The sequence below is a fragment of the Acidovorax sp. A79 genome (assembly GCF_041154505.1).
GTDB lineage: Bacteria > Pseudomonadota > Gammaproteobacteria > Burkholderiales > Burkholderiaceae_C > Acidovorax.
The window spans coordinates 4,118,953-4,144,782 of the sequence record NZ_AP028672.1; the positions used below are offsets into that span (position 1 = coordinate 4,118,953).

23 protein-coding genes and 4 pseudogenes are annotated in these 25,830 nt (G+C 62.4%); 18 read left to right on the forward strand and 9 right to left on the reverse strand.

Annotated features, from left to right (window positions below; translation table 11 throughout):
* Positions 1–50 precede the first annotated feature (50 nt).
* The 3 genes and pseudogenes from ACAM51_RS18855 to ACAM51_RS18865 form a co-directional block, all read left to right on the forward strand.
* Positions 51–341 (forward strand): annotated as a pseudogene (locus ACAM51_RS18855) (acetyl-CoA C-acyltransferase); the annotation flags it as partial.
* 101 nt (positions 342–442) lie between these two features.
* Positions 443–1,071, forward strand: a pseudogene (locus ACAM51_RS18860) (TrbI/VirB10 family protein); the annotation flags it as partial.
* Positions 1,068–1,328: a DUF2274 domain-containing protein gene (locus ACAM51_RS18865; protein WP_369641500.1), complete on the forward strand. Its 261-nt coding sequence runs from the start codon at positions 1,068–1,070 to the stop codon at positions 1,326–1,328. The pseudogene ACAM51_RS18860 and the gene ACAM51_RS18865, both read left to right, overlap by 4 nt.
* 314 nt (positions 1,329–1,642) lie before the next feature.
* Here ACAM51_RS18865 and ACAM51_RS18870 read toward each other — a convergent pair whose 3' ends face one another.
* Positions 1,643–2,596, reverse strand: coding sequence for a LysR family transcriptional regulator (locus ACAM51_RS18870; RefSeq protein ID WP_369641501.1), 954 nt, complete (start codon positions 2,594–2,596; stop codon positions 1,643–1,645).
* Positions 2,597–2,681: 85 nt separating this feature from the next.
* Here ACAM51_RS18870 and ACAM51_RS18875 point away from each other — a divergent pair, with 85 nt between their 5' ends.
* From ACAM51_RS18875 to ACAM51_RS18885, 3 genes are read left to right on the forward strand one after another with little or no spacing between them, the layout of a single operon-like run.
* Entirely contained in the window at positions 2,682–3,665 is a 984-nt protein-coding gene (locus ACAM51_RS18875; RefSeq protein ID WP_369641502.1) for a Bug family tripartite tricarboxylate transporter substrate binding protein, read from the forward strand.
* Positions 3,666–3,667: 2 nt separating this feature from the next.
* Positions 3,668–4,669, forward strand: coding sequence for an alpha/beta fold hydrolase (locus ACAM51_RS18880; protein WP_369641503.1), 1,002 nt, complete (start codon positions 3,668–3,670; stop codon positions 4,667–4,669).
* Positions 4,670–4,690: 21 nt separating this feature from the next.
* Entirely contained in the window at positions 4,691–6,481 is a 1,791-nt protein-coding gene (locus ACAM51_RS18885) for a tannase/feruloyl esterase family alpha/beta hydrolase (protein ID WP_369641504.1), read from the forward strand.
* A gap of 165 nt (positions 6,482–6,646) precedes the next feature.
* Here the strand turns inward: ACAM51_RS18885 and ACAM51_RS18890 are convergent.
* From ACAM51_RS18890 to ACAM51_RS18910, 5 genes and pseudogenes are all read right to left on the reverse strand, one after another.
* Positions 6,647–8,184, reverse strand: a pseudogene (locus tag ACAM51_RS18890) (IS3 family transposase).
* Between the two features lie 83 nt (positions 8,185–8,267).
* Positions 8,268–9,551, reverse strand: coding sequence for an NAD(P)/FAD-dependent oxidoreductase (locus ACAM51_RS18895; protein WP_369643849.1), 1,284 nt, complete (start codon positions 9,549–9,551; stop codon positions 8,268–8,270).
* Positions 9,552–9,598: 47 nt separating this feature from the next.
* Complete coding sequence (locus tag ACAM51_RS18900; RefSeq protein ID WP_369641505.1) at positions 9,599–10,351, reverse strand: amino acid ABC transporter ATP-binding protein; 753 nt, start codon at positions 10,349–10,351, stop codon at positions 9,599–9,601.
* Positions 10,348–11,013, reverse strand: coding sequence for an ectoine/hydroxyectoine ABC transporter permease subunit EhuD (gene ehuD, locus ACAM51_RS18905; protein ID WP_369641506.1), 666 nt, complete (start codon positions 11,011–11,013; stop codon positions 10,348–10,350). The genes ACAM51_RS18900 and ehuD overlap by 4 nt, the downstream gene beginning before the upstream one ends.
* A gap of 26 nt (positions 11,014–11,039) precedes the next feature.
* Positions 11,040–11,813: an ABC transporter substrate-binding protein gene (locus ACAM51_RS18910; RefSeq protein ID WP_369641507.1), complete on the reverse strand. Its 774-nt coding sequence runs from the start codon at positions 11,811–11,813 to the stop codon at positions 11,040–11,042.
* 225 nt (positions 11,814–12,038) lie between these two features.
* Between ACAM51_RS18910 and ACAM51_RS18915 the strand changes: the two genes are divergently transcribed.
* From ACAM51_RS18915 to ACAM51_RS18925, 3 genes are all read left to right on the forward strand, one after another.
* Positions 12,039–12,839 (forward strand): IclR family transcriptional regulator, encoded by an 801-nt coding sequence (locus ACAM51_RS18915; protein WP_369641508.1) that lies wholly within the window; start codon positions 12,039–12,041, stop codon positions 12,837–12,839.
* Positions 12,840–12,874: 35 nt separating this feature from the next.
* Positions 12,875–13,234: a cupin domain-containing protein gene (locus ACAM51_RS18920; RefSeq protein WP_369641509.1), complete on the forward strand. Its 360-nt coding sequence runs from the start codon at positions 12,875–12,877 to the stop codon at positions 13,232–13,234.
* Positions 13,235–13,761: 527 nt separating this feature from the next.
* Positions 13,762–14,019 carry a hypothetical protein gene (locus ACAM51_RS18925; RefSeq protein WP_369643918.1) on the forward strand — a complete coding sequence of 86 codons (258 nt, stop codon included), beginning with the start codon at positions 13,762–13,764 and terminating at the stop codon, positions 14,017–14,019.
* A gap of 175 nt (positions 14,020–14,194) precedes the next feature.
* Here the strand turns inward: ACAM51_RS18925 and ACAM51_RS18930 are convergent.
* Both ACAM51_RS18930 and ACAM51_RS18935 read right to left on the reverse strand, forming a co-directional pair.
* Positions 14,195–14,389, reverse strand: a pseudogene (locus ACAM51_RS18930) (transposase); the annotation flags it as partial.
* Positions 14,390–14,505: 116 nt separating this feature from the next.
* On the reverse strand, positions 14,506–15,408 hold the full coding sequence (locus tag ACAM51_RS18935; RefSeq protein WP_369641510.1) for a LysR substrate-binding domain-containing protein: 903 nt from the start codon (positions 15,406–15,408) through the stop codon (positions 14,506–14,508).
* A gap of 142 nt (positions 15,409–15,550) precedes the next feature.
* Between ACAM51_RS18935 and ACAM51_RS18940 the strand changes: the two genes are divergently transcribed.
* From ACAM51_RS18940 to ACAM51_RS18955, 4 genes are all read left to right on the forward strand, one after another.
* Entirely contained in the window at positions 15,551–16,417 is an 867-nt protein-coding gene (locus tag ACAM51_RS18940) for a class III extradiol ring-cleavage dioxygenase (protein WP_369641511.1), read from the forward strand.
* A 1-nt stretch (position 16,418) separates the two neighbouring features.
* The gene (locus ACAM51_RS18945) at positions 16,419–17,321 is read left to right on the forward strand and encodes an NADP-dependent oxidoreductase (protein ID WP_369641512.1); all 903 of its coding nucleotides are present in this window, start codon (positions 16,419–16,421) and stop codon (positions 17,319–17,321) included.
* Between the two features lie 44 nt (positions 17,322–17,365).
* Entirely contained in the window at positions 17,366–17,797 is a 432-nt protein-coding gene (locus tag ACAM51_RS18950) for a DoxX family protein (RefSeq protein ID WP_369641513.1), read from the forward strand.
* Between the two features lie 317 nt (positions 17,798–18,114).
* Positions 18,115–18,534 carry a glutathione S-transferase C-terminal domain-containing protein gene (locus ACAM51_RS18955; RefSeq protein WP_369641514.1) on the forward strand — a complete coding sequence of 140 codons (420 nt, stop codon included), beginning with the start codon at positions 18,115–18,117 and terminating at the stop codon, positions 18,532–18,534.
* A 305-nt stretch (positions 18,535–18,839) separates the two neighbouring features.
* On the opposite strand, the gene ACAM51_RS18960 is transcribed toward ACAM51_RS18955, so the two are convergent.
* Positions 18,840–19,739: a LysR family transcriptional regulator gene (locus ACAM51_RS18960; protein ID WP_369641515.1), complete on the reverse strand. Its 900-nt coding sequence runs from the start codon at positions 19,737–19,739 to the stop codon at positions 18,840–18,842.
* 269 nt (positions 19,740–20,008) lie between these two features.
* Here ACAM51_RS18960 and ACAM51_RS18965 point away from each other — a divergent pair, with 269 nt between their 5' ends.
* Genes ACAM51_RS18965 through ACAM51_RS18985 form a run of 5 tightly spaced genes read left to right on the forward strand, consistent with a single transcriptional unit; the run spans position 20,009 to position 25,809 of the window.
* A complete protein-coding gene (locus tag ACAM51_RS18965; RefSeq protein WP_369641516.1) occupies positions 20,009–20,896 on the forward strand; it encodes an NAD(P)-dependent oxidoreductase in 888 nt (295 codons plus the stop codon).
* A 32-nt stretch (positions 20,897–20,928) separates the two neighbouring features.
* On the forward strand, positions 20,929–22,428 hold the full coding sequence (locus ACAM51_RS18970; protein ID WP_369641517.1) for an aldehyde dehydrogenase family protein: 1,500 nt from the start codon (positions 20,929–20,931) through the stop codon (positions 22,426–22,428).
* Positions 22,429–22,439: 11 nt separating this feature from the next.
* Positions 22,440–23,519, forward strand: a complete 1,080-nt coding sequence (locus tag ACAM51_RS18975) for a glutamate cyclase domain-containing protein (RefSeq protein ID WP_369641518.1) — start codon at positions 22,440–22,442, stop codon at positions 23,517–23,519.
* A gap of 14 nt (positions 23,520–23,533) precedes the next feature.
* On the forward strand, positions 23,534–24,817 hold the full coding sequence (locus ACAM51_RS18980) for an aminotransferase class I/II-fold pyridoxal phosphate-dependent enzyme (protein WP_369641519.1): 1,284 nt from the start codon (positions 23,534–23,536) through the stop codon (positions 24,815–24,817).
* On the forward strand, positions 24,814–25,809 hold the full coding sequence (locus ACAM51_RS18985; protein WP_369641520.1) for a glutamate cyclase domain-containing protein: 996 nt from the start codon (positions 24,814–24,816) through the stop codon (positions 25,807–25,809). The genes ACAM51_RS18980 and ACAM51_RS18985 overlap by 4 nt, the downstream gene beginning before the upstream one ends.
* Positions 25,810–25,830 lie beyond the last annotated feature (21 nt).

The following is a 25,830-nucleotide window of genomic DNA, read 5'->3' on the forward strand; positions in this document are numbered from 1 at the left end:
ATTGCTGGGAGTCCTCATTTGGACTTGAGGCGCGATCTGGGCTGGACTTTAGCCTCGAAAGAGCGGATCTGGATATCATTGAGGCAAACGAAGTGTTCGGTGCTCAGGCTGTTGTCGTCACCAAGAAACTTGGTTGCGGCCCCCATATGGTCAATCCGAACGGCTCCAGTGTCTCCCTATGTCACCCCATCGGTGCATAGGGAGCAATCATCTCCACGAAGGATGTGCATGAACTGAGACGTATCGGGGGAAAGTATGCGCTAACCACGATGCGTATCGACGGAGAGACAGGGATCACCGTGATTTTCGATAATGTCGACCCGATCAGGTTCAATGCTTAAGTTGGGAGAGGATTACCCATTTGCTCGAACTTTGTGCAAATGGTGCCGAGCCGATTACCGCTCGCGGGTTGCCACGGGGTGCCGCAGCACCGGATACCCCGGCCGCCGGCTTGGCGGCCTTCGACCCGCTCGTTCCAGGCCAGACCTCGACGGCGGCCCAGCCTTCCGATCCGATGGCCGCGCAAAACCGGCAGGACCAGAAATAGGGATTTCAGAAAGGAACTGCGGAAACCCGCAATTCCGGCAATCTGCAGATGCCGACGTCCTCGTACTAGGTCATGGCAGGGACGGTGATTGCAGCGGCGCTGGTCACGGGCATCAAGTCCAATCTGCCGGGTGATGTGATCGCTACGGTGACAGAGCCGATCAATGATACGGCCACGGGTAAATTCCTGCTGATCCCGCAGGACTCGCGCATCCTGGGCAGGTACAACAGCCAAGTGAGCTATGGGCAGAGCAGGGTCCAGATGGTGTAGGACCGGGTCATCCTGCCCGATGCCTCGTCGTGGACGCTGGACAACCTCGGGGACACTGACCCGGATGGGTATTGCCGGCCTGGAGGACGGCGTGGACCAGAATTGGGGGCGCATCCTAGCGGGCGCGGCGCGACATAAACACCCAGCCGCCGCTCACGGCGCGGCCGGGGTTTCCGGTGCGGTTCATCGTGAACCGGGATCTAGTGCTGCGGCCGTACCAGCCGATGTTTTTTGATCGGAGGGTGATGCGATGAGCACGGCCAGAAAATTGCCGCTGGGGCCGTTGCACAAGGCCGAGAGCACGAAGTTCACGTTCTCTTGCCCAACGAGCCTGAAGTCTGAACTTGAGTGCTACGCAGCGCTGCACAGGCAGACCTATGGCGAAGCGGTCGATGGGGTCACGCTGATTCCACAGATGCTGGAGGCATTTATGGCGGGGGGCTCGCGGGTTCAAGAAAAAATGGGGCAGGGCAAGCAATCAAGTAGCCGACGCAGTCTAGCAATAAACTGAGAGCACCAATCACTATGAGGCAGCATTAGAGCGAGAAGACCGATAGTTCAATCAGCCTGACTTATCAATAGATTCGGAAGGCAGAGCGAACCGTCCGATTGGTGGGTGAATTCCCCACCAACAACAAGCACCTCTGTGTTCTTCAACTGAATCGGACCTATAGCAGACGTTCAAGGCCACCGCCACCGGAAGGCCCCTTTGTAATCGCTTGTAGGAGCGCCTGGCCCGATCACTGCTCAGGGGGTTCGGTTCCTCGATCGCTTTCGGTGAAGCGAATGACCCCGCTGAACGGGGCTGTTTTGCACCTTTTGGGGTCAAGCCGTGGATCGCAAGTAGTCAATCAGCAGGCCGGCTGGGCCAGCGTGCTCGCCCGCCCGCGCAAGGATCCCGATCGGCTCCATCGGGATGGTCTCCTGCAGCGAAAGGGTCGTGAGTTCCCCAATCTCCACTAGGTGGCGCACCGCGCTCCGCGGAGCGAAGCCGAGGATGCGGCTGTCGCGGAGAGCCCACCACAGGGCCACGGCGGTACGGGTCACTAGGGGGTACACCCGCTCCGGGTAGGGCAGGCGGGATACCCATTCGTCGAAGCAAGACCGCGCCACCGAGCCCACTGGAGGGAGCAGCCATTCCTGCCCCGCGAGACTGGCCACGGGAAGCTGTCGTCTGCGGGCCAGAGGGTGGTCCGGCGCGGTGATCACGACCAACTCGTCCGCCAGCACCGGGTGAAAGGTCCAGCCCTCGGGAATGACTCCGGGCTGGCGGCCGACTACGATGTCCGCCTCATTCCGGGTGATGGTGAGCAGCAGGTCTTCGCCTTCCGCCTCCTTCAGCACGACCTCCATGCCCGGATGGCGCTGTAGGAACGCGGGAAGCACGCGGACCACCACACCTGTGATGGCCGCCGGCGAAGCGGTCAGCCGCACCAGGGCGCGGCCCCGCTGGTTTAGCGCGGCGAGTGACTCGGCACCATGCGCGAGGCTGTTCATCAGCTGGCGGGCCATAGGCAGGAGTTCGCTGCCCGCGCGCGTCGGCCGTACGCCTCGGGCATGCCTTTCGAACAGCCGCGTCTCCAGCAATTGCTCCAGATAGGCCAGGGTCTGAGTGACCGCCGACTGGCTGGTCCCGACCGATTCGGCCGTGCGCTGCACGCTTCCCAGTTCGGCCAGCCGCAGCAGCACCTGGACATGGCGGAACTTGGCGCGCGCCAGCAGCCGGTTCAACAGCACGGAACCGGAAGCAGCGGAAGGTGAGGGGCGGGTCGAGGCCAAGCTATCAGGCAGCCTTATGGCAGAGGCTTAAATGTACTTTGTTCCTGAAGCTTTCCTGCCCCAGCATCCGTCCTGGAGACAAGCCATGACCCGCAAATATGCGGCACGACGCCGCACCTTCCTGCTGTCCGCGCTGGCGGCCGTCGCGCCACTGGGCAGCCGCGCGAAGCCTGCGCCCTATCCGACCCGTCCCGTACAACTGGTGGTGGCCGCGCCTGCGGGCGGCCCTTCCGATGGCCTGGCGCGCATGCTGGCCGAGGACATGGGCCGCATCCTCGGACAGCCGATGGTGGTGGACAACCGGCCCGGGGCGGGCGGCGTGATCGCCGCTGAATATGTCGCCCGTGCCGTGCCGGACGGCCACACGCTCATGCTGACCTGGATCGGCAACGCCACCAGCCCGGCGCTGATCGCCAAACTTCCCTACAACATCGATCGCGACTTCGTGCACGTCACACAGATAGCCGCGGGTTCCAACGTGCTGGTCGTGAATCCTGCGCTGGGAATCCGGACGCTGCGCGAACTGGTCGCGCAAGCGAAGGCGCGCCCCGGCAAGCTGATTTACGCGAGCTCCGGCAACGGCAGTTCCGGCCACTTGGCGATGGAGATGCTCAAGCAGACAGCGGGCATCTCCATCCTCCACATCCCCTACCGCGGCGGGGCGCCGGCAATGAACGACCTGCTCGGCGGGCAGGTGGACATGATGTTCATCAACCAGGATGCCGTCATTCCCCACGTGCGCAGCGGATGGCTGGTGCCGCTCGCGATCACCAGCAGCAGGCGCAACCCCTTGTTCCCGCAGCTGCCCACGGTGGCGGAGTCCGGCAACCCGGGCTTCGAGGCGACGGCCTGGGCCGGGATCTCCGCCCCGCGCGGCACGCCCCCCGTGGTCGTCGAGCGCGTCCATGCCGCCGCGGTCACGGCGATCCAGGGGCCGCTGAAAGCGAAGCAGGAGGCCATCGGCGTGGAACTGGTGGGCTCCACGCCCGCCGAATTCACCGCCTTCGTCCGCCGGGAAACCCGCAAGTGGACACAGGTGATTCGCACCGCGGGCATCAAGCCGGACTGAACATGGAACACACGCTGCACATCGGCAGCCTGGCGCTGCGCTCGGGGCAGGTGCTGCCCTCCGTGGACGTGGCCTACGTCTGCCACGGCCGGCTGGATGCCGACGGCGGCAACGCCATCCTTGTAACGCACGGCTTCACCAGCGGCCCCAGCATGCTCACGCCAGGCCACCTCGTGGCCGAAGGCTCCTGGGCGCAACTGCTCGGCCCCGGCAAGCCCTTCGACACCGAGCGCTACTTCGTCCTGTGCTCCAACATGCTGGGCTCCTCGTTCGGCACCACCGGCCCGCGCAGCCTGAACCCTGCCACGGGCAAGCCGTGGGGGCCGGAGTTCCCGGACATCACGCTGGAAGACATCGTGGAGGTGCAGCACAGGCTGCTGCACGCGCTCGGCGTGCGGCGCCTGCGCGCGGTGATCGGGCCCTCGTACGGCGGCTGGCAGGCGCTGCAGTGGGCGCTGGACCACCCGGACATGGTGGACGCCATAGGCGCGCTGGTGTCCGACTTCAAGCATCCGCCCGGCGTCAGCAAGGAGAGCCAGCGCGCGAAGTTCGCCTTGAATCCCGAATGGCACGGCGGCTGGCACTACGAACGCGGGGGCATGTACGAGACGCTGTTCGAGCAGCGCTGGCGCACGCTCCAGAGCTACGGCCTGCACCAGCTTTACGAGGACCGCTACCCCGATCCGCAGCGGCGCCTCGAAGCGATGCAGGCGCCGTGCCGCAAATGGGCCGCCCGCTTCGATCCGAACAGCCTCGTGGTGCTCGCCGGGGCCGCCGAACGCTTCGACGTGCGCGCGCGCGTCGAGGAAATCTGCGCTCGGGTCTTCCTGCTCCAGTGCAGCACGGACCAGGTCTTTCCGCCCAGCGCCGAAGCCAGGCAGCTGCTGGCGCGCATCCGTGCACCCACGCGCTACGTTGAACTAGACAGCCCCTACGGCCACATGGCCTCGGGCACGGACATAGCGCGGTGGCAGCCCGAACTCGGCTGGCTGCTCGCGTCCTGAATTTGCCGAATCAACCCACCCATGGAGAACCTGATGGAATGTAGAGACAACCAGAACCGCTCCGCCCGGCGCCCGGCCATGGCCTTCGTTGCCGGTACGCTTGCCGTGGCGCTTGCCGCCTGCGGCGGCAGTGACGGGGGAAGCGCTGCCGCGAAGCTGCCACTTGTGGTGTCCGACGCGGCGGCTGCGTGCGCGGCGCTCAAGGGCAAGGCCGTGCAGGCAGCGCAGATCGGGGAACCGACCAATGGCGCCGTGGTGACCTCCGCCACCTTCAAAGCAGCCACGCAGGACACGCCCAACGCAGCGAACACCGCGATCGTGCCCGGCACTCCCGACTACTGCGAAGTGCTGGTCGACATCAAGCCGGTGGACGCCGCCGCTCCCATGATCAAGTCGCAGGTGAACCTGCCCGCCACCTGGAACGGCAAGAAGCTGCAGTTCGGCGGCGGCGGCTACAACGGTGCCCTGATCACTGGCGTGCAGCCCAGCCGCAACGCGCCGCCTGACGTGCCGCTGCCGCTCGCCCGCGGCTACATGACCGCAGGCACCGACAGCGGCCACCAGACCGGACCCACCGACAACGCCTATGCGTTCTCGCTGAATGCGGAAGCGCTGGTCAACTTCGCCTACGCCTCGTACAAGAAGACGCACGACGTCGCGCTCCAGGTCGGCCTGGCCTTCTATGGCCGCATGCCGGTCAAGAGCTACTACCTTGGGGCGTCCCAGGGCGGCCGGGAAGGCATGATGATGGCGCAGCGCTATCCGCACGACTTCGACGGCATCGTCTCGATCGATCCGGTGATGAACTTCACCGGTCTCCAGACCTTCGGCAACTACGCGGGTGGCATCGTCCAGTCGCGTCCCGGTGCCTGGCTCGGGGCCAAGGTGCAGCTGGTCCACGATACGGTGCGCGGCGCTTGCGACAGCCTCGACGGCATCGCGGACGGCGTGGTCAGCAACTACAAGGCCTGCAAGCCGCTGGCGGATGCGGCACTGGCAGCGAAGCGTTGCGCCAGCGGCGGCGACGAAGGGACCAACTGCTTCTCGGACGCGCAGCTCGAAAGCATCCGCGTGGCGCATTCGGGCTACACCTTCAGCTTCCCCCTGGCGAACGGCGTCACTTCGTACGCCGGTTTCGGCTACGGCAGCGAGGGGGTGCCGAGCGCATGGGATCGTTGGCTCGCGGGCACGGTGCTCCCCACCACGGCCAACATGGCGAACCCGAATGCCAGCCGGCTCTACCAGTTCGGCAACGGCTTCATTCGTTACTTCGTCGCGCAGGACCCCAACTTCGACCCGCTCGGCTATGACCCGGCGAACTTCAGGCAACGCGTTCTGCACCTGTCGAACCTGCTGGATGCGACCAACCCGGATCTTTCGGTCTTCTTCGCCCGCGGTGGCAAGCTCATCCTGCGCGAGGACTTGTCAGACACGGCGCAGAGCCCGTACACGGGCCTGAACTACTTTGACGCGGTGCGGGCCAAGCTGGGCGCCGATGTGGTGGAGAGCTCCATGGCCGCCTACGTGGCCACGGGGCTCCCGCATACTTCCCCGGGCCTGCCCGCAGGTTCCGCGAATGCTCCTGCCTATGGCAATCCTGGTTCTATCGACCTACTGGGTCCGCTGGAGAACTGGGTGGAAAACGACATCAAACCTGCCGACCAGCTGACGCTGGTGAACAAGGCGCCGCTGCCGCCGTACGTCACCGTCGCGTCCAAGCCTTTGTGCCGTTACGGAAGCTATCCGCGGTTCATGGGCTCCGATCCCGCCGGCGGCAACGTGGCGAGCAACTACACCTGCGTGGCGCAGTGACGGCGCGATGGCGCGTGGCAGTGAAGCATCGGTTGCCGACGAGAACCTGCTGCGCGGGCTGAGCAAGGGGCTGGCCGTGCTGAAAACTCCGGCTCGGCGGGATGACGCGTTGGCGCCGACCGGAAACTGAGCCAGTGGGGGTGCGGATAAAAACCTGGACTGGTTTTATGCCGCAAGTCCAAGACTCACCTTGTATTCGATCGGGCTGAGGGCACCCAGGGAGATCTTGATCCGCTTCTCGTTGCACCAGCGAATGTACGAGTCGACCACTTCAATGAACTGCTCGATGGTCGAGCCCTTCCAGTCCCGAGGATAGAGCAGCTCGTTCTTTAGCCGGCCGAAGAAGCCATCGCAGGCCGCGTTTTCAGGAGAGCAGGCCTTGCGGGACATGGAGTGTGTAAGGTTCGCCTCGCTCATTCTCGATAGCCAGCCTAGCCAGCGGTAGTGGCACACGCGGTCGGAGTGAGCCACAGGCCGGCCTGCGGTGACCGTCACCGTCTCGATGGCTGCATCCAGCATGGTGTTGACCAGCTCAGCGTCCGGGCTCGCGCCAACGGTCCAGGTCACCACCATGCCGTCGAAGCAATCGATGATCGGCGACAGGTAAACCTTGCCTGATGGGATCTGGAATTCCGTGATGTCGGGCAGCCATTTCTCGTTGGGCGCTGCAGCCTGGAAGGTTCGGTTGACGATGTTCTCCGGTGCTGGACTGGTCTCCCCAAGGTTCGAGGCGTATCTGCGCTTCTTGTGGATTGGAACAACCGGGCGCTCCTGCTTCATCAGCCGCTGCACCACCTTCTACGAGATGTTGAGCTGCTGCCTGGTCAATGAGGCCTGCAGCCTGCGGTAGCCGTAGCAACGGTGGTTCGACTCAAAGATCTCGGTGATGGACTGCCGCACTTGGAGGTACTTGTCGCCCACCACTGTGCGGGCCCGATGCTAGAAGTACGAGCTACGTCCAAGGCCCAAATGTGCGAGGAGCTCTGGCAAGCCGTAATGCTCCTTGAGGGCGCCAATCAGCAGTGTCTTCTCCCTGTTGGACAGGAGCTGCAGATCGACGCCCAGGCCTTTTTTAGCAGTTCATTGGCCTTATTCAATAGGTCCTGCTCAAGGCGTAGCTGCCTGACTTCGCGGCGCAACGTCTCAACCTCGCGCTGGAGCTCGTCGCGCTCTTGAGCCCGCGGGGATTGATTGGTGTGTTTCATGGATGCGGGTGCCTCTCGTCCCAGAAGCTGGTTCTTCCACTTGTACAACGTCGGCCTGCCCACGCCAAGCTTCTGAGCAACCACCGGTGCACTTCCCTCACGAGTGCACAGTTCGAGGACCGCCAGCTTCTTCAGTTGCGGCGGCCGAGGTGCACTGACGGCCCTGCCGACAACGCGCTGCCGGCAGTCGTGGTCCAGTTCATAAATTCAGGAACGCAAAAAAATCACGGCACGGATAGCCCAACGCCTTGACCGTGGAGGCGATGCAGCGCCCGTGCTCGGCGTAGTGTTTGACAGCCCGCTCCTTCTGAATTTGAGAATACTTCGGCTTCGAGCGCACGTAGCCGGACGACAGGTCCAGGTGCCGCTCGTACTCCTCATGCCAGCTCTTCAAATAGTTCTTCGTCGGGTACCCCAACTGGCGGATAGTCGCCCCGGTGCGCTTGCCAGCTTGACGTAGAGCGTGACCGCTCGGATGCGGTCTTCGGATGAATACATGAACTACCTCCAGATAGTCCAAGTTTCCGCCGTACCCCCGTTACAACGATCCTTGGGTTTCTGGGAGGGAAGAGGGAGTTGCCTTACGCCCCTAGTCGGTCCAACAAGCTGTAATAAGCGACCCCGGCCGCGATATAGAACCGCTGTAGTCCGTGTAGTGGAATGGGTTGTAGTGGCGTAAGCGGGAAGGGGCAATCCGCTGGACTGCCTCCAGCCATCAGAGCTGCTGCCTGCCGGCCAAGGCTCGTGGCCATGGCGATGCCGCGCCCGTTGTAGCCCAGTGCCATGGTGATGCCTGGTGCCGGCTTGTGCAGGTGGGGCATGAAGTCGCGCGTGACGGCGATGCGGCCGGCCCAGCGGTATTCGTACCGCAGTGGTCCCAGGCTAGGGAACATGAGCTCCACGGCGCGTTCCAAATGGGCGAAATCACCAGCGCTCTGCGGGTCTGCAAAATGGCCGCGCCCGCCCATCAGCAGCCGGCCCTGCGCATCCTTGCGGAAGTACAGCAGCAGGCGTTGCGAGGTGGATCCAGTTTCACCCCCCGGCAAGATATGCTCGCCCGCCTTGCCCAGCGGTTGGGTGGCCACGATGAAGCTGTTGGCCGCGAGTACGGTACGCGCCAGGCCCGGCCAAAGGCCATCAGTGTAGCCGTTGGTGCCCAGAAGCACCTGCTGCGCTTGCACGCGGTGGCCCTCGGCCGTGGTGGCGACCCAGTGCGCGCCCCTGCGCTCCAGCGCCACCACTGGCGAGCCGCCGTGCACCTGCACGCCCTTGGCTTGTACTGCGCGCACTAAGCCGCGTACGTAGGCTAGAGGCTGGACGGCGCCAGCGCGCCCATCCATCCAGCCGCCGACAAAGGCCGACGTGCCGATGCGGGACGCCGTGGTAGCACGGTCCAGCATCTCAACGCGCACACCCCGCCGCTCCCACTGGCGGGCGCGAGAGTGCATGGTGTCCACCGCCTGCTGGGTATAGCCCACCTGCAGCCAGCCTGCCCGCAAGGGTGCGCAGTCGATGGAGTGTCGTTCGATCAGGCTGTATACCAAGTCGGCCGATCGGGATACGGCATCTATCAGCGGCTCCGCGCGCTTGGCACCGTAGATGCGCACTAGATCGTCGGGATCATACTTGAGGGACGGGTTCACCTGTCCACCGTTCCGCCCCGATGCGCCCCAGCCTGGTTCGTGCGCGTCCAGCACGTACACACTCGCGCCGCTCTCGGCCAAGTGTAGCGCGGCTGACAACCCAGTGTAGCCCGCGCCAATCACCAACACGTCAGTAGTGGTTAGGGGGACCGCCAGCGGTGGCGTGGGCGGCGCAGCGGGCGCAGTGGCGGCCCACAGAGACGGTGCTGACGGGTGGGACATCGCAGGCAACGCAGACGAAGAGTGCGAAATGAAGGAGGTCGCCGCTTTCATGCCGGACCTCCCACCAGTCCATGGTGCTGCAATACACGCCGCAGGAAGTCCTGCGTGCGTGCATGGCGCGGTGCGCCCAGCACCTGGGCGGCAGGTCCTTCCTCGACGATGCTGCCGCTGTGCAGAAAGCACACGCGGTCGGCCACTTCGCGCGCGAAGCCCATTTCGTGCGTCACCACGATCATGGTCATGCCCTCGTCGGCGAGCTGGCGCATGACGCCCAGCACGTCGCCCACGAGTTCGGGGTCGAGCGCCGAGGTGGGCTCGTCGAATAGCATGGCCTCGGGCTTCATGGCCAGCGCGCGCGCGATGGCCACGCGCTGCTGTTGGCCGCCCGAGAGCTGCGCGGGCCAGGCCTGGGCCTTGTCGGCCAGGCCCACCTTGCGCAGCAGCTCCAGCGCCTCGGCGCGCGCGGTGTCGGGGCGCTCGCCCTTGACGTAGACGGGGCCCTCCATGACGTTCTCAATCACGGTGCGGTGCGGGAACAGGTTGAAACGCTGGAATACCATGCCCATTCGGCTGCGCAGCGCGTGGACGGAGGGCGCGCGGTTGTCCACGCGCTCGCCGAAGGCGCGCACCTCGCCGCCCTGGTAAGACTCCAGGCCGTTGATGCAGCGAAGCACGGTGGACTTGCCCGAGCCCGAAGGGCCGATCAGGCACACGACCTGGCCGTGCTCCACGCGCAGGCTCACGCCTTGCAGCACTCGGTGGTCTCCGTAGGCCTTCTGCAGGCGGTCGATCTCGATCATGGCGATTTTCTCCCTGCGGCAAAGCGCTTTTCCAGCCGACGTAGCCCCCAGACCAGCGGCAGGCTCATGGCCAGATAGAGCAGGGCTACCAGGGTGTACACAGTCATGTTCTGGAAGGTGGACGAGGCGATCAGTTGGCCCTGGCGCGTCATCTCTGCCACGGTGATAGTGGAGACTAGGGACGAGTCCTTGAGCATCATCACCAGCGTGTTGCCGTAAGGCGGCAGCGCGATGCGGAAGGCCTGGGGAAGGACCACGCGGCGCATGAGCAGGGCGGGGCGCATGCCCATGGCCAGGGCAGCCTCGCGCTGGCCCGGGTCCACCGCTTCGATGCCGGCGCGGAAGTTCTCGGCCTGATAGGCCGAGTACGCGATGCCCAGGCCGATCACGCCGGCCTGGAAGGCCGTGAGCTGTATGCCGATGTCGGGCAGCACGAAGTAGATGTAGAACAGTTGCACTATGATGGGCAGCCCTCGGATCACGTTGATCACGGTGGAGGCGCACACCGAGAGGGCGCGCACGGGTGAGAGCTTGCCAAGCGCCAGCGCCAGCCCGATCACGCTGGACAACAAGAACGACAGCACGGTGACCTGCACCGTGACCATCGCCCCCTGCAGCAGGATGGGCAGAAACTCGCGCGCGTGCTGCAGAAATGCTTGCATGGCGGATTACCTTTAGGAGTGGGAGTTCAGATGCCCCATTTCTTGACGATCTGGGTTAGCGTGCCGTCAGCCTTGACGGCGGCGATGGCCTTGTTCAGTCGGGCCAGCGTTTCTGTGTCGCCCTTGCGCACCACAAGGCACACCTCGCCCACGTTGGAGGGCTTGTAGCCCTCGGCCAGCTTCACGCCCTGGAAGGTGTTCTGCCGGATCTGGTAGGCGATGATGGGTTGGTCCCCCAAGCCAGCCTTGATGCGGCCCAGCGCCAGATCGCGCGTCATGTCGGCCACCGAGTCATAGCTGCGCACCTCTTTGAAAGAGCCCTTCTTCTGCAGCATGTCGAGGAACACCGTGCCCACCTGGGCACCCACGACTTCGCCCTTGAGGTCATCCAGGGATGCGTAGGCCTTGGCATCGTCGGCCTTGACGATCAGGCCCTCGCCGTACGAGTACACCGCGTCGCTGAAATCCACCACTTGCTGGCGTGTGGCGGTCTTGAGCATCGCCGCCGAGATGATGTCGATCTTGTTCGACGTGAGCGATGGGATCAGCGCCGCAAAGCCGGTCTGCTGCACCGCTACCTGAAAGCCGCCGGCCTTGGCCACGGCCTGCACCGTATCGACCATCATGCCCTGGATGCTGTTGCTCTTCACGTCCAGAAACGTGAACGGAATGCCCGTGGCCGTGGCGCCCACGTTGTAGCTGGCAGGTGCAGTGGCGCCCTGCGCCGCAGCTAGTGTGACGGTACCGGCAGCGCATAGGCCCATGGCGATGTAGTGGACGCGGCGAATAAAGCAATGCATGGTCTGACTCCTTGGCGTGAAGAACGAACAGGAAAGGGAAGGGCGGGGTCGGTTCCGGGTGATGCGCCCCAAGTCGGGGCCCCACCCCGGAGCCACAAATTGGGTTTGCAAGAATGGCGCCAATCATCGATTCAATCGAATCTAAAAGAAATAAGTAAAAACCATTAAATGATTCATATGAATCGATATGCGATATTTATAACGCAATGGGTTATACTCGCGGTCATGAACACTCCCCTCCCGTTGCTGGACGAAGAAGCCAACCCCCTGTTCAACCAGTCGCTGGAGAAAGGGCTGGCCGTGCTCTGTGCTTTCAGCGCGCAGCGGCGCAGCATGACCCTGGCCGATGTGGCCGTTGCGGCCGACATCAGCAAAAGCTCGGCGCAGCGCATGGTGTTCACGCTGGAGCAATTGGGCTTTGTACGCAAGCACCCGCAGACGCGCCGCTATCAGCTCACGCCGCGCGTCATGCGCATCGGCTTTAACTACTTGGCGGCCAATGCACTAATTGATCTGGCCAACCCCTACCTCTCGGAGCTGACTAACGTCACGACCGAGACCACCTGCCTCACCGAGCCCGACGGTCTTGAAATGGTCTACGTGGCACGCTTCGTCAGCGCTCAGTTCGTGCCCGTGCACATGCCCATTGGCAGTCGCATTCCCATGTACTGCACGGCATCGGGCCGCGCTTGGCTTAGTGCGCTGCCCGACGAGGAGGCGCTGGCGCTGCTACGGGTGAGCGACCGCGTGGTCCACACGCGTTGCACCATTACGGATGAGTCCGCAATCCTTGCAGAGCTCAACCAGGCGCGCCAACGTGGCTACGCGGTTAACCGTGAGGAGCTGTTCCTAGGGGATATGACGCTGGGTGCCCCCGTGATCGGCAGCCATGGCCGCCCTGTGGCGGCGGTACACATCGTAGCCCCCACGAGCCGCTGGACACTTGAGGAGGCCGAGAGTCGACTGGGGCGGTCACTCTTGGCCTGTGCTCGTTCGCTTAGCAACTCGGTGCGCGCCCTGGGCTGAAACCAGTGCGCTTCACCCTTTCTTCAAGGAACCCTATGCTGTTTATCAAGACCATTACACAGAGCGCCGCCGCCGTCGATGGACTGCAGGATAGAGGTATCGTCGCAGTGCCGTTGAGCACCCCCGCCAGTGCTGTCCGTGGGTTGGCTGTGCAGGTGCCAGGTCGGCCGGACTGCGATACGGGGCTGTGGGAGTGCTCCCGAGGGCGCTTTCAACGTCAAGTACCGTCCGGTGAGATCATGCACATTGTTGCTGGAGCAGGTCGATTCTTACCTGAAGGTGAGGGCATGTCCGTCGTGGAATTCCGTGCCGGCGACACGCTCTTCTTCCCGCCGGAAACGCGTGGCGTAAGGGAAATCCGCGAGACGATCCGCAAGTTGTATGTGATGGTCTAGTTTCAATCTCTCCCCGGCTATCGGAAGTCGCTCCGTCCAAGTGGCCGAACTAGGGCCTGCTACGCAGAAGAAGTCCATCGGCGATCGGCTCAAACCTGGTGGAGCCGAGGAACATCGCGTCGCCTCCACCCGGTGGATCTCGCGCACGCCGCGGCTCCTGTGGGCCGGTAGATGAACGAGCGCGCAACGGTGCCGTCAATGACAGCTTCGCCATAGTTGGCCGAGTTGTTGAAGATGAGCTAACTGCCCGGACTGCGACCATCACTGGTCAACAAACATCGGCGGGGCATCGGCTGCCATTTAAGCAGACTCGTTGGCCGTGCCTGAGAGCGGCTTTCGGTGCCTGATGCGCTTAGCCGCCGTGTTGTCGCAGTAAAGCCGCAGATAGGCCAAGACGGGCGGTAGACACGGAGCTTGCGAAAGTTACAAAGTCCCCAGGCAGGGGGCTGTCGCAGTTCCAAATGCCGCCCCGTAGGCATAAATTTCCAGGGTACGCACCCAGTTACGCGCAGCAATGAACTGTCCGAGTGGGCGACAAGCTCTCCGGTGCAAGCGGTCCACGCAAGCGCTGCCTCGAGCATGCCGGAAACCAACTTGAGGACCGGACGCTTTGCAATGCGGTAAGCGACGATTTCGCCGTTGTTCAGGTATATGCACGCTGGCAGGTAGAGCTTGTGGCCATTCACATTGAACTCGGTGGCATCGCTTGCACACTTCTGGTTTGGTGCGGTCGCACGGAAGTCGCGCTGCAGAACGTTCGGCACGTGCGCATCGCTGACGCCTAGAACATGCAGGGAGCGCTTCTTCGCCCGAATCGACGCGCGCGGCTCCATCTTGCGCGTCCGGATGCTGTACGCACTTGTGATGGACCGGTTCCGCCTTCGAAGTGCGAAGCACGACCGTGATCCGCCGGTAGCCGTAGCGGCCCTGGTGCTCCAGTGCGGATCGTGGCTTCGATGGTGCTTTACCCCCAAGAGCGCTCTTGAGCGCGTGAATGTCCAGGTGCGCCTCGGCCAGCAGCTTCTTGAGCTTGGCGTTCTCAGCTTCGAGTTCACGCAGCCGGTGTGCATCCGATGACTGCATGCCGTCGAACGTGATTGGCCACTTGTAGAAGGTCGCGTCGCCGAAGCCGCCACTGCGACACAGCTCGTTGAGACGCCTAGCCGACAAGCAAAGTGACACGTTACTCTGCAAGAGGAGCATTCCGTGCAAGCGGTTGTACGCAACCCTCTGGAGGGGCGCTAAATCAACAGCCTCGTGCGCAGCACCACTCAAGCGTCGGCTGATGCCGACACCCTTGACGCCAGGAAATCGATAAAGGTACGAACCTTCGCCGAAAGATACTTGCGGCTTGCATAGACGGCGTACAGGGTGTGGAAGAACTTTACGTTCTCCGGCAGGACTGCTTCAAGTCGGCCTGCTACCAGATCTTCTTGCACCATCCGCGTCGGTAGGAACGCCAAGCCCATGCCGCGCAGCGCCGCCAAGTGCAGCAGCGACTCGTTTTCGCTGAGCATCGTTGTGCGAAAGCTCACCCGCTGTTGTCCGTGCGGCCCGTCGAGCGTGAGTTGGTCACCCGTATTGATCCCGCTGTAGCGGAGCAGTGCGTGCCCATTCAGATCGGCCGTGCTGCCGGGGCGCCCGGCCCGGGAGAGATAGTCCGGCGATCCAAGCAGCAGGAACTCTACCTCCATGAGTGGGCGTGCAACGAGGCCTGCGTCAAGCCGGTCTCGCGTCATTGCGCGCAGAGCCAGATCGAAACCCTCATCCACCAAATTCGCAATCCTGCCGCTCAAATCCATGGACAGGGAGACATCCGGGTAACGCTGCTGGTACTCGGCCAGGAGGTTCACGAAGAAGGGCGTTGCTGCCCACACAGGAGCACTCAGCCGGAGCGTTCCGCGTGGTGTGACAGCGATGTTGCTGATCGCCGCCTCTACTTCGTCCAGCGAGCCCAGCATTTCGCTGGCCTGGGCCAGATACAGCGCACCCGATTCTGTAAGGCTTACGCGGCGGCTGGTCCGGTTTAGCAAGCGCACGCCGGTGCGGCTCTCAAGATGCAGCACATGCTTGCTGGCCATCGCCGGGGAGAGGTTCAGGCGTTGGGCTGCAGCGGTGAAGCTCTTCGACTCGGCGACGCTGCAAAACACGCGCAAGCTGGTCAGGGTGTCCATGATCATCAATCTACGAGAAATGATCCATCAACGCAATCGCAATTGATGCACTCATAAGAAACGACGAAAGTTCATCCCTCAATTCTGAGTACATGCCGGACATTGGCCGACCCGCCAGAGAGTCCTACTCACAGGAATACACATGAATCACCACAGTGTCAGGCTACCGACCTACTTCCTCAGTCATGGTGGCGGCCCATGGCCCTACATGACAGGCGAGTTCCGGGCCGGAATGGCACAACTCGAGCAATCGCTGCTGGAAATGCGTCAGGAATTGGCTGACCTGCCCCAAGCGGTGTTGGTGGTCTCCGGGCATTGGGAAGAGCGGGGCTTCGCCGTCTCTTCGGGCACCCGACCTGGCATGGTGTACGACTACTACGGCTTTCCCGACGAGCTGTACCACATCAGGTACGGCGCGCCCGGTTCACCAGAGCTGGCGCGGCGAGTGCAAGGACTGCTTGCCGCGCAAGGCATCGACGCCCGGATGGACCCCACTCGCGGCTTCGACCACGGCACGTTCAGCCTTATGAAGCCGCTGTACCCCGAGGAGACCCTGCCGGTGGTACAGCTGTCGCTGGACGCCGACCTCGACCCCGCTCTGCACCTTGCTGCGGGGCAGGCCCTGGCTCCGCTGCGCGATGAAGGTGTGCTGATCGTCGGCAGCGGCTTGAGTTTCCACAATCTGCGCTTGACACGCGGTACGGCCGGCTTCGCACCCTCGCGCCAGTTCGATGGCTGGCTTCAGCACGTCCTGACATTGGCTTCACCGGATGAGCGAGTGCACCAGCTCATCGACTGGAAAAACGCCCCTGCAGCACGCATCGCGCATCCGCGCGAAGACCATCTTCTGCCCTTAATGGCGGTCGTCGGCGCAGCCTTGGAAGAACCGGGGCAAGTCACTTACCACCAGACCGATTTCTTCGGCGGGATTACAGCATCGAGCTTTCGTTTCGGTGCAGTACCCGCTGCATTCCTCGCCACGTCGGGGCAACACAATCTGGAGCACTAACATGAAAGCTGTGCTTCTCAATGGCTATGGCGGCATCGACCAACTGGTACTGGGCGAATGCCCGATACCAAAGCCTGGTCCCGGTGAAGTCCTGGTCAAGATATCCGCTTCCGCAGTGAATCCGTTCGATCTGATTCTTCGGCAGGGCTACATGGCGCAACTGATTCCACTGCCGCTGCCGGCCGTGCTGGGCGGCGATGCGGCCGGCACCGTGGCCCAACTGGGGCTGGGCGTTACTGGGCTGGCGGCCGGTGATCGCGTCGTCGCCGATTTCGCACCCAACGGCAAAGGCGCCCACGCGGAATACGGTGTCCTGCCAGCGACTTCGGTGGCGAAGCTCCCGCCTGGGATAAGTTTCGAACAGGGGGCCTCGCTGGTCAAAGCAGGCCTGACGGGACGACAGACGGTCGATGCGCTTGGCGTAAAAACCGGTGATCGCGTTCTGGTCTCCGGCGGCCTCGGTACCGTTGGGCGCGTGGCGATCCAGTACCTCAAGCAGATCGGCGCGAAGCCGGTGGCCGGTGTCCGCCCGCAGCGCCTGGGCGAGGCCCGTGAACTGGCTGGTGAGGCGCTTGACATCACTGCAGCGCCTTCGGCGGCTACCTTTAACTTCGCCATCAGCGCAGCTGCTCCGGTCGCCGGCCAAGTTTTCGCGCATGTGAGTGACGGCGGCCAGATCGCTGCCATCGTCCCGACCCCGCAGGACGCGAATCCCGGTGACCGGGTGCGCGTGCACCAGCTGTACCACCGCACCGACGCTGCGATGCTGGACGCAGTGCTGAAAGACGCTGCACTCGGAGCGCTGGTTGTACCGATTGTCCGTGTCCTGCCGTTGGACCAGATCGGCGAGGCACACCTCGCCGCCGCCGCCGGGGCGCCGGGAAAGCTCGTCCTGCGGCATTGATCACAGTCCGCATCTCTCCTTGTCATTCATCAAAAGGACTCACCGTGTCCCATACCTCGATTTCGCTTGCATCACAACCTGCCGGGAAGGGTCTCCAAGCCGGGCTGTGGATCGCCCAAGTGCTAGTCTTCGCAGCCTTTACATTGTTCGGCGCCATGAAGCTATTCATGCCGGTGGAAGCGCTGGCCAGTATGTGGGTATGGCCGGGACAGGTGCCGCCCGCATTCTTGCGCATCATGGGCGTCATCGATGTGGCCGGCGGCCTTGGCGTGCTGCTGCCCGCGCTGACCCGCGTTCAGCCCCGACTCGGTGTATTGGCGTCGCTGGGCTGTGTGCTGCTGCAAGTGGCAGCGATGGTATTCCATACATGGCGCGGTGAGTATTCGGCGCTACCTCTGAACCTGATCCTGCTGGCTCTGTCGGCCTTCATCCTGTGGGGCCGCGGCAGCCACGCTCCAATTGAACCGCGGGCCTGACGCCGGCGCGTCCACGGCGGCACCCACCTGTCACCCTCAAAAAGACAGCTCCCATGAATCTCTACTACAGCCCCGACACCTGTGCATTGGCTTCACACATCGCGCTGCGCGAGACCGGCATGCCCTTCACCGCCGTGAGGGTGGATCTGAAAACCCACTCCTGCTAGGATGGCCGCAACTACCACAGTTTGAACGCGCGCGGCTACGTACCGCTGCTCGAACTCGATGATGGCCTGCGACTGAGCGAGGGCCCAGCCATCCTTCAGTAGATTGCGGACCTCGTGTGGGCCAAGCGGTTGGCTCCACAGGTCGGCACCATGCAGCGCCACCGCATGGTTGAGTGGCTGGCCTTTATCAGCAGTGAACTACACCGCAACTTTGGACTGTTGATTGATCCTGCCGTACCAATGGATCTCAAACCTCTGTACCGAAAGCGACTGGCCGATCGCTTCGCCTGGCTGGAGTCCAAACTCCCAGAACAAAGCAATCTGCTCGGGAAAGATCTGTCGGTGGCGGACATCTATCTCTTCGTGGTTGTTGGCTGGACCAGCTTCGTCGACGTAGACATGTCGCCTTGCCACCGCCTGGGTACGCTGGTCGCCCGCATCGGGCAGCGGCAGACAGTTAAAGATACTCTGCTGGCTGAAGGGCTGAGCTGCCTATCAGAGAGCGCGGCAGCAACCGTGACCAATACACCCAGACCCGAGTTAACTGGGGCGTCAGCACAACAAACTTAACGGCCTTCCTTGATGCGCTACTCTTCCTCACTACGGATAGAGTAGCGCGGCTCGTACAGGCGATGGTCCTCGCTAGCTAGACTGACGCCGAGATGTCGAAGATTGCTTCCTCGCGGACCGCTCGCCAACCACTCGTTTCTCAGCAAGCCCAGCACCTGTTGGGCCGCAGCAGTGCGCCAACCGGTAATAGAGTTGTTAACCCAACAACTTGCTTAGTCACGAGCCCGCCCCAATCTTCTTGAAGTATCCGGGGCTAGACGTTTGCATGGACTAACCCTGCGAGATGCTGCTGTCCTGAAAATCAATCAGTAGGCCGAGGCTTGCCCGAGGGAATAGCGCGCGACGACACCGTCGAGCGCTCTAAGTACCGCCGCAATCGCCGGCCGTCGGAACGTCCCTTGAGCCATTGCAACGAAGATGCGTCGCGACATATACGGGCTCACCGGGACAACGCTGAAGGCGGTATCCAGACTCGCTCCGCGCAGGGCGAGCGCTGGAAGAACGGTTATCACGTAGCCCGTCCGCACCATGGCCAGAGTGGCAGCCATGTTCCGGCAGCTGGCCACTACGTTGGGAGTGAATCCAGCGTCATGGCACACGTTGACTATCTGCGCTTTGTAGGTCTGCGCATTTCTGTTGATTGCCCATCGCTCCCCGGAAAGCTCGGGTACAGTGATGGAACTCCGTCCGGCAAACGGATGACGCGCCGACATCACCACCGCGAAGTGGTCTTCATAGACGGGGCGGAAGTACAGCATGCTGGAAAGCGCCTCTGCGCTGATGGAGTCATCGACCAATGCCAGGTCAATCTGCCTTGAAGCTGCTGCCTTCAAGCTCTCACCTGGTTCAAGCTCTTCGAACCGCAGGTCAAGCGATGGGTACTCCCCAACCAGCTCCTCAATAACCGCGGGGATGAAGGTTGTCGCGACGGACCCGAACGCGGATATCCGCACCTCCCCCGAGACGGCCCCCTTCGCAGATGCCAGGTCGCTCTCGATTTCATCGACCATGGCCAAAACTTTGGACGCGCGGGCAACCAAATTTTGACCCGCGAGCGTGAGTCGCACACCGCGACCTGAACGCTCAAACAGCACGACACCAGTCTCCTGCTCCAGGATGGCCAGCTGCTGCGACACCGCTGGCCTGGTCAGCTTCACAGCGTCAGCAACCTTGGCAATGGTCCCAAGTACCGCGAGTTCGCTCAACAGATGGAGACGGGAGAGATTCAGCACATCACGATAGAAAAACTAACCCTACAACCTAGGGAAAACCCGTAATGTATTTTCGATTTTCTAGGGTTTACCCTATTTTTTCACAGGGGGCGTGTTTGCATGCAATTCCTAGGCCAGCTTTATGACGCCAAGTTGGTGCAAACGAACAAAGGAAAGAAAGTCTAACCGTTCCCGTTAGCATCAGTCGTCTTATCTTGCGAGCCTTGCACTTCTAAAGTCTGCCCATCTAAACAGGAGTGCAGATGAAGGACTTAGCATTTATTGGTGTCGGAAAGATGGGGGCGCAGATGGCGGCCCGCCTCGTAGCCGCAGGTTTCAACGTCAAAGTGTTTGACCCCAACCAAGCCGCGGTGCAGGAACTGGTACAGAAGGGTGCTGTCGCAGCCGACAGCCCCAAGTCCGCAGCCGCTGGCGCGGACATCGTGATGTTCAGCTTGCCCACCCCTGCCATCCTCCGCAACGCGGTGTCTGGCGCGGATGGTGCACTCGCATCCGCAAAAAAAGGCGCGGTACTGGTCGACTTCAGCACCGTCGACCCTGAGACCACGAAAGCGCTTGCAGCGGATGCCGCCGCAAAGGGCGCGGAATTTCTGGACTCCCCCGTCAGCGGTGGCGTCGCCGGCGCTACGAACGGCAAGCTGGTGCTAATGGTGGGTGGCGATGCCGCCGCCCTAGAGCGAATCACCCCCGTGCTGAACAACCTAGCCGGCCGAATCGTGCACTGCGGTGGCATCGGCGCTGGGCAACTCACCAAGCTGGCACACAACATGGTGGTCGCCATCAACACGATGGCATTGGGCGAAGTTCTCACCGCCAGTGTTAAGGCAGGGGGCAACCTGGAAGTGCTCTGCGACGTCATGACAGCAGGCATGGCCGGCAGCAAGATGCTCGACTGGTTCCAGAAGACCCTCTTCACAGCAGACCGTCCAGCGTACTTCGCCATTGACCTGATGAACAAGGACATCGGGCTCTGCCTGGATGAGTTCTCGAACTACTCGATGCCGCTCAGCCAGCTCGTCAAGCAGTCCTACAACGCTGCCCGTGCCAAGGGCCTCGGCGGCAAGGACTCCACCAGTATCTGCGAGCTCTATGAAGAGCTGCTTCACGTCCGACTCCAGGCTGCAGCCTGAGCGACTTGCCAATCCAACGAACAGAGGTCTTTGTGAGCAATCAAACCAAACCTATCTACGGCTCCGTGAGCCTTCCCAATGAAGGCCTGGCCGGCAACCTCATCAACGGCAAGTGGGTCGCGCCAATTGGCGGCAAGAAGCTGACCGTCGTGAACCCATGCCGCTTGGACGCAATCGCCGATGTCGGCGCTGCAGATTCTCGCGACATCGATGCAGCCGTAGCTGCTGCAAAAGCTGCCTTCCCGAAATGGCGACGCAAGGCTGCGCGTGAGCGCGGCGCAATGCTCATCGAACTAGGTAACCGCATCACCGCGAACGCTGATGAGATTGCAAAAATTCTCGCGGCCGAGACGGGCAACGCCTTGCGTACGCAGAGCCGTCCGGAAGTTGCAAGCACCGCCGAAGTTCTGCGCTACTACGGTGGAGTGATTGCTGAACAGAAGGGTGAAACGCTTCCTCTGGGTCCTGGTCTGTTCAGCTACACAACACGCGAACCGTTCGGCGTGGTGGGGGCCATCATTCCCTGGAACTCGCCTCTGGTGCTAGCTGCCGTAAAAATCGGCATGTCTCTCGGCACTGGCAACACGCTCGTACTCAAACCAGCCGAAGACGCACCTCTTGCAGTCATCCGCATTGCAGAGCTCGCAGCTGACATCTTCCCTCCTGGCGTTTTCAACGTCGTGACCGGAGAAGGCCTGGCCGCAGGTGCACCTCTCAGCCAGCACGCTGATGTGGCGAAGGTCTCGTTCACCGGCTCGCACGAAGTCGGCCAGAAGGTCGCCCACGCCGTTGCCGACCGCATCGGGCACTTGACGCTCGAACTGGGTGGCAAGAGCCCTTGCATTGTCTACCCCGACGTGGCCACTGACGCCATGCTGGACACGACGGTGAACAACATCATTGCGGCCATGCGCTTCGCCCGCCAGGGTCAGTCGTGCACCGCTGGCTCCCGCCTGTTCATCCACGAGTCGGTCTGGAGCAAGGTCATGCCGCGCCTCGTCGAGAAGGTCAACGCCTTAAAGGTTGGCGATGCACTGGATGAAACCAGCGATATCGGCGCAGTCATCAACTCCGAGCGCTACACCGCCGTCTGTGGCTTCATCAAGGAAGCCATCGACGCCGGCGCCAAGGTGGAAACCGGCAAGCTGCCCCCTGACGTCAAGGACGCCAAGGGCTATTTCCCTACACCGGTCATCTTCAGCGGAGTGGACAACACCTGGCGCATCGCTAAGGAAGAGGTCTTTGGTCCCGTTTTGGTCGCTATCCCATGGACTGACGAAGCCGAAGTTCTGGAAATGGCCAACGACACCCACTACGGCCTGGCTGCCTATGTCTTCACGCATGACATCAACGCAGCGATGCGCGCGACGGAGGCGCTGGATGCTGGCTGGATTCAGGTGAATCGTGCCGGTGGCCAGATTCCCGGTATGTCCTACGGCGGCGCCAAGCAAAGCGGCATTGGTGCCGAGTACTCCATCGAGGGTGCTCTGGAAAGCTACACCAGCCGCAAGAGCGTGACCTTCGGCCTCTGACGGAGCCACCCGTGAACCACATCTCTACATCGCCCCAGCACTGGGCAAACACGCTGACGGCGGAACAAGTCGAGTCCGGAAACCGAATCGACCGACTGATGTCGCTTGAGATTCGTCCGCTATCCGGTGGGCTGCCGCCGGGCATCGTTGTGCCGATGTACGAGGTGTGCCGCGCCCATCATGGCGGCCCTCTGTCCATGGCAGCTGCGGCCGCGCTCAAGGACCGGGTGACAACCGGCAGTACCGTCATCATCGCCACGGGCGCTGGCGTCGCGCCAAAGCTACCGCTGGGCGAGACGGATGGGCCCGTGGGCGCAGCGGCCTTGGCTGCAGCCATCGTGAAGGGAATGGGTGCACGCGTCGTGTTCGCGACCGAAGACGCGCACCTTGCGCCCGTTCTCGCCGCAGTCGAACTCATCAACGCGAAGCTGGCGGACTGGGCGGAACGCAACCCAGGTCGAATCGTCACGCCCATAACCGTAGAGACGTTCCCCCTCGGTCTGAATCTTGGCCAGACCAGGTCACGCCAACTCATCGAAGAACTCAACCCGAGCGCTGTGATTTTTGTGGAGCGCGACGGCCCCAACGTGGAAGGCCAGTTCCACGGTGTGCGTGGCGACTGCAGGGACCCGCTGAACGTTGGGTACGTGTACTTGCTTGCGTACCACGCAGCGGAGGCCGGCATTCTCACAGTTGGAATCGGAGATGGGGGCAATGAGGTGGGGTTTGGCGCTGTCAGGGAATCCATCCGGGACGTGCTCCCCTTGCGTGGCCGCTCCCTGGCCGGCCACGAGTCTGGTGTGGTCACCGTGGTTGCCACTGACGTAACTGTAAGCGCGGCCGTTTCCAACTGGGGCGCAGTGTCAGTTGCTGCGGCTCTCTCGGTTCTCCTGGCGGACTCAGACCTGCTTCACGACGCGGACACTGAACACGAGCTGATTGCCGTCACTGTTGCCGCTGGTGCGCGAGACGGCGCAACGTCCAAACGCTCCATGGTCGTCGATGGCATTGGGTTCGAGGGCCACCTCGCCTTCGTGTCCCTTCTCCGTGCCGTCGCAGAAATCTCCATTCGCACCGCTGCAAAGCAGTGACCAAGGCAATTTGAATGACTACAAAGAAGACCACCGATTCCTTCGGCAACCCGCTCGACCCTATCGTCGGCTTTGCACGCGGAAACATCATCAAGTCTAGCGTGGACGAGGCCCGGCGGCTGAAAAACGGTCAGACGATTGCCGCCGAGCGCTTGCGTCGGCTGGGACCTGATTCCATCGGGGTGTTCACAGGCAACCAGCGGGAATTCCCTTTGAAGGTCGAGGACCTGAATACCCACTGCGAAGAGTGGGTAGGTCCAGGCCTGTTCGCCGAAGAACTACGCACTGCGGCCATCGCACACATGGGCGGCCAGTCCGGCGATGGCGTGGCCGTTGTGAATCGTACCAGTGCCGGCATCATCGCAACCATCGCAGCGCTGGCCTCAGGAAAGGGTGTTGTGTCTGTGGTGCCACCTGGTGGCCGCTCTCATGCATCAGTCATCCGGGGCAGCGGTATTGCCCAGGTGCCCTTACATGAAGTCCAGGGCGACAAGGACTGGGCTTCGGTGATTGAAGAGCAAACGCCAGCTCTGGTGGTCATCACGACCGTAACGAGCAGCCTGGAGTTTCTGAGCGATGACGCTGCGATGGATGTTGTCGCAGTCGCCAAAAGAGCCGGAGCACTGGTTCTCTGCGATGAGGCCTACGGTGCGCGCATGCGGCCGGTCCTGCGCGGCGGCCTGCCCAGCCTGCAACTCGGGGGAGACCTGTCCATCACCAACTGCGACAAGGCCGGCCTCTCAGGTCCGCGCTCAGGCCTGCTGGTCGGGCGACCCTCGTTGGTCACTCGGGTCTCTGCTAAGGCGTCTGAATTCGGCATGGAAGCAAGGGCACCTATCGCGGCCAGCGCCCTGCGCTCCCTTCAGCGCTTCTCGCCAAAAGACCTACTCGATGAGGCCCAGAGCGGACAGGCGCTCGGCAAGGCGTTGCAGAACGCGATGGGAGCAGACTTGGTCGAGGTCAGTGACCTGGGTCCAATGATTGAAGAAGACCTCGCGATGAAGGAGGTGTTCCGACGCGCGGGCAGGCCAACTGAAGGAAGTGGCATCGCGCCCGCCGAAATCACCTCAGCCATCGGCGCGGTGCTGCTGCGCGACCACGGAATCCTAACAGTCAATACCCATGGTCAGCCAGGCGCTCGCGTCTCAGTACGCCTGAAACCAACCCACGGAGCCATCGAAAAGGTTGGTGGAATGGAACGGGTCGTTGATGCGATGCAAGCGTCCTTCGACTCAGTTGCCCGCCTGGTACACGCACCTGCTGAACTCGCACAGCTGATTCTCGGGGAAACGAAATGAGCAAAGATGCCAAGCTGATTTCCGCAATCGATGAACGCCTGGACAAACTGGTAAGTCTGGACTTGGGCGGTCGCGGCGTTGAGCAACTGTACGAAGCCGCCAGGTCGCGCCAAGGTACCAGCCTCATCGGTGCAGCTGCGGACTCTCTACTGGACGTACCAGATGGGGCAACCATCTTTGTGACCACTGGTTCCGTCTCGCGTGCATGGATTTCAACCGAAATCGGCGAAAACGATGGTCCAGCGGGTGCCGCTGCTGTGATTCGCGCGCTTGCAATCGCAAAGCGCGTTCACTGCGTGCTGATTGCCGAGGAGACTCTCCTTCCAGGAATGAAGGCCATCCTCACGAGCGCAGGACTCTCGGTGCTGCCATTCGACCAGGCCCAGATTGCCGCCAAGGATGGCAGCTTGGCGATTGCCTCCCTGCTGCCCTTCACGACGAGGGACGACAAAGCGAAGTCCGAAGCGGCCAGGCTCCTTGACCAATACCAGCCCTCGCTGTTCTTCTCGACGGAGCGCGTTGGCCGGGCGCGTGACGGCATCTACTACAGCATGCGTGCTATCGACTATGGGATGGGACGCTCCCGAATTGACATCCTCTTTGAAGAGGCACAGGTTCGGGGCGTGCGCACTGTCGCCGTTGGCGATGGTGGCAACGAAATCGGCATGGGCTCAATCACACAGGCAGTTGCCGACCATGTGAAGTTCGGCCCAACCATTGCTGCGGTCACTCCATCGGACGTTCTCGTGACGGCTGCCTGCTCGAACTGGGGGTGCAACGCGATTGCCGCCGCAATGGCTGCAAGGCGCTCGGACGCTCGACTGCTCCACACCCCCGAAATGGAGCGCCAGTTGCTCAATCGTGGCGTAGACATCGGCCTCATCAACTCGGTTCAGAACGTCGTTGATGCCAACGTCGACGGCCTTCCATTGGAGACGCACGTTGCGTTCTCAGAAATGCTGCGAACAGTCGTTCGCCCAGCCCTTGCATAAGTTCTCTCTTCCTACCAACCG

Coding starts and splice junctions, on each gene's coding strand:
- ACAM51_RS18875 (WP_369641502.1), top strand. CDS start 2,682: ATGACCCGCAAATATGCGGCACGACGCCGCACCTTCCTGCTGTCCGCG.
- ACAM51_RS18895 (WP_369643849.1), bottom strand. CDS start 9,551: ATGTCCCACCCGTCAGCACCGTCTCTGTGGGCCGCCACTGCGCCCGCT.
- ACAM51_RS18880 (WP_369641503.1), top strand. CDS start 3,668: ATGGAACACACGCTGCACATCGGCAGCCTGGCGCTGCGCTCGGGGCAG.
- ehuD (WP_369641506.1), bottom strand. CDS start 11,013: ATGCAAGCATTTCTGCAGCACGCGCGCGAGTTTCTGCCCATCCTGCTG.
- ACAM51_RS18940 (WP_369641511.1), top strand. CDS start 15,551: ATGAATCACCACAGTGTCAGGCTACCGACCTACTTCCTCAGTCATGGT.
- ACAM51_RS18965 (WP_369641516.1), top strand. CDS start 20,009: ATGAAGGACTTAGCATTTATTGGTGTCGGAAAGATGGGGGCGCAGATG.
- ACAM51_RS18915 (WP_369641508.1), top strand. CDS start 12,039: ATGAACACTCCCCTCCCGTTGCTGGACGAAGAAGCCAACCCCCTGTTC.
- ACAM51_RS18945 (WP_369641512.1), top strand. CDS start 16,419: ATGAAAGCTGTGCTTCTCAATGGCTATGGCGGCATCGACCAACTGGTA.
- ACAM51_RS18885 (WP_369641504.1), top strand. CDS start 4,691: ATGGAGAACCTGATGGAATGTAGAGACAACCAGAACCGCTCCGCCCGG.
- ACAM51_RS18935 (WP_369641510.1), bottom strand. CDS start 15,408: ATGGACACCCTGACCAGCTTGCGCGTGTTTTGCAGCGTCGCCGAGTCG.
- ACAM51_RS18900 (WP_369641505.1), bottom strand. CDS start 10,351: ATGATCGAGATCGACCGCCTGCAGAAGGCCTACGGAGACCACCGAGTG.
- ACAM51_RS18955 (WP_369641514.1), top strand. CDS start 18,115: ATGCAGCGCCACCGCATGGTTGAGTGGCTGGCCTTTATCAGCAGTGAA.
- ACAM51_RS18985 (WP_369641520.1), top strand. CDS start 24,814: ATGAGCAAAGATGCCAAGCTGATTTCCGCAATCGATGAACGCCTGGAC.
- ACAM51_RS18980 (WP_369641519.1), top strand. CDS start 23,534: ATGACTACAAAGAAGACCACCGATTCCTTCGGCAACCCGCTCGACCCT.
- ACAM51_RS18920 (WP_369641509.1), top strand. CDS start 12,875: ATGCTGTTTATCAAGACCATTACACAGAGCGCCGCCGCCGTCGATGGA.
- ACAM51_RS18910 (WP_369641507.1), bottom strand. CDS start 11,813: ATGCATTGCTTTATTCGCCGCGTCCACTACATCGCCATGGGCCTATGC.
- ACAM51_RS18865 (WP_369641500.1), top strand. CDS start 1,068: ATGAGCACGGCCAGAAAATTGCCGCTGGGGCCGTTGCACAAGGCCGAG.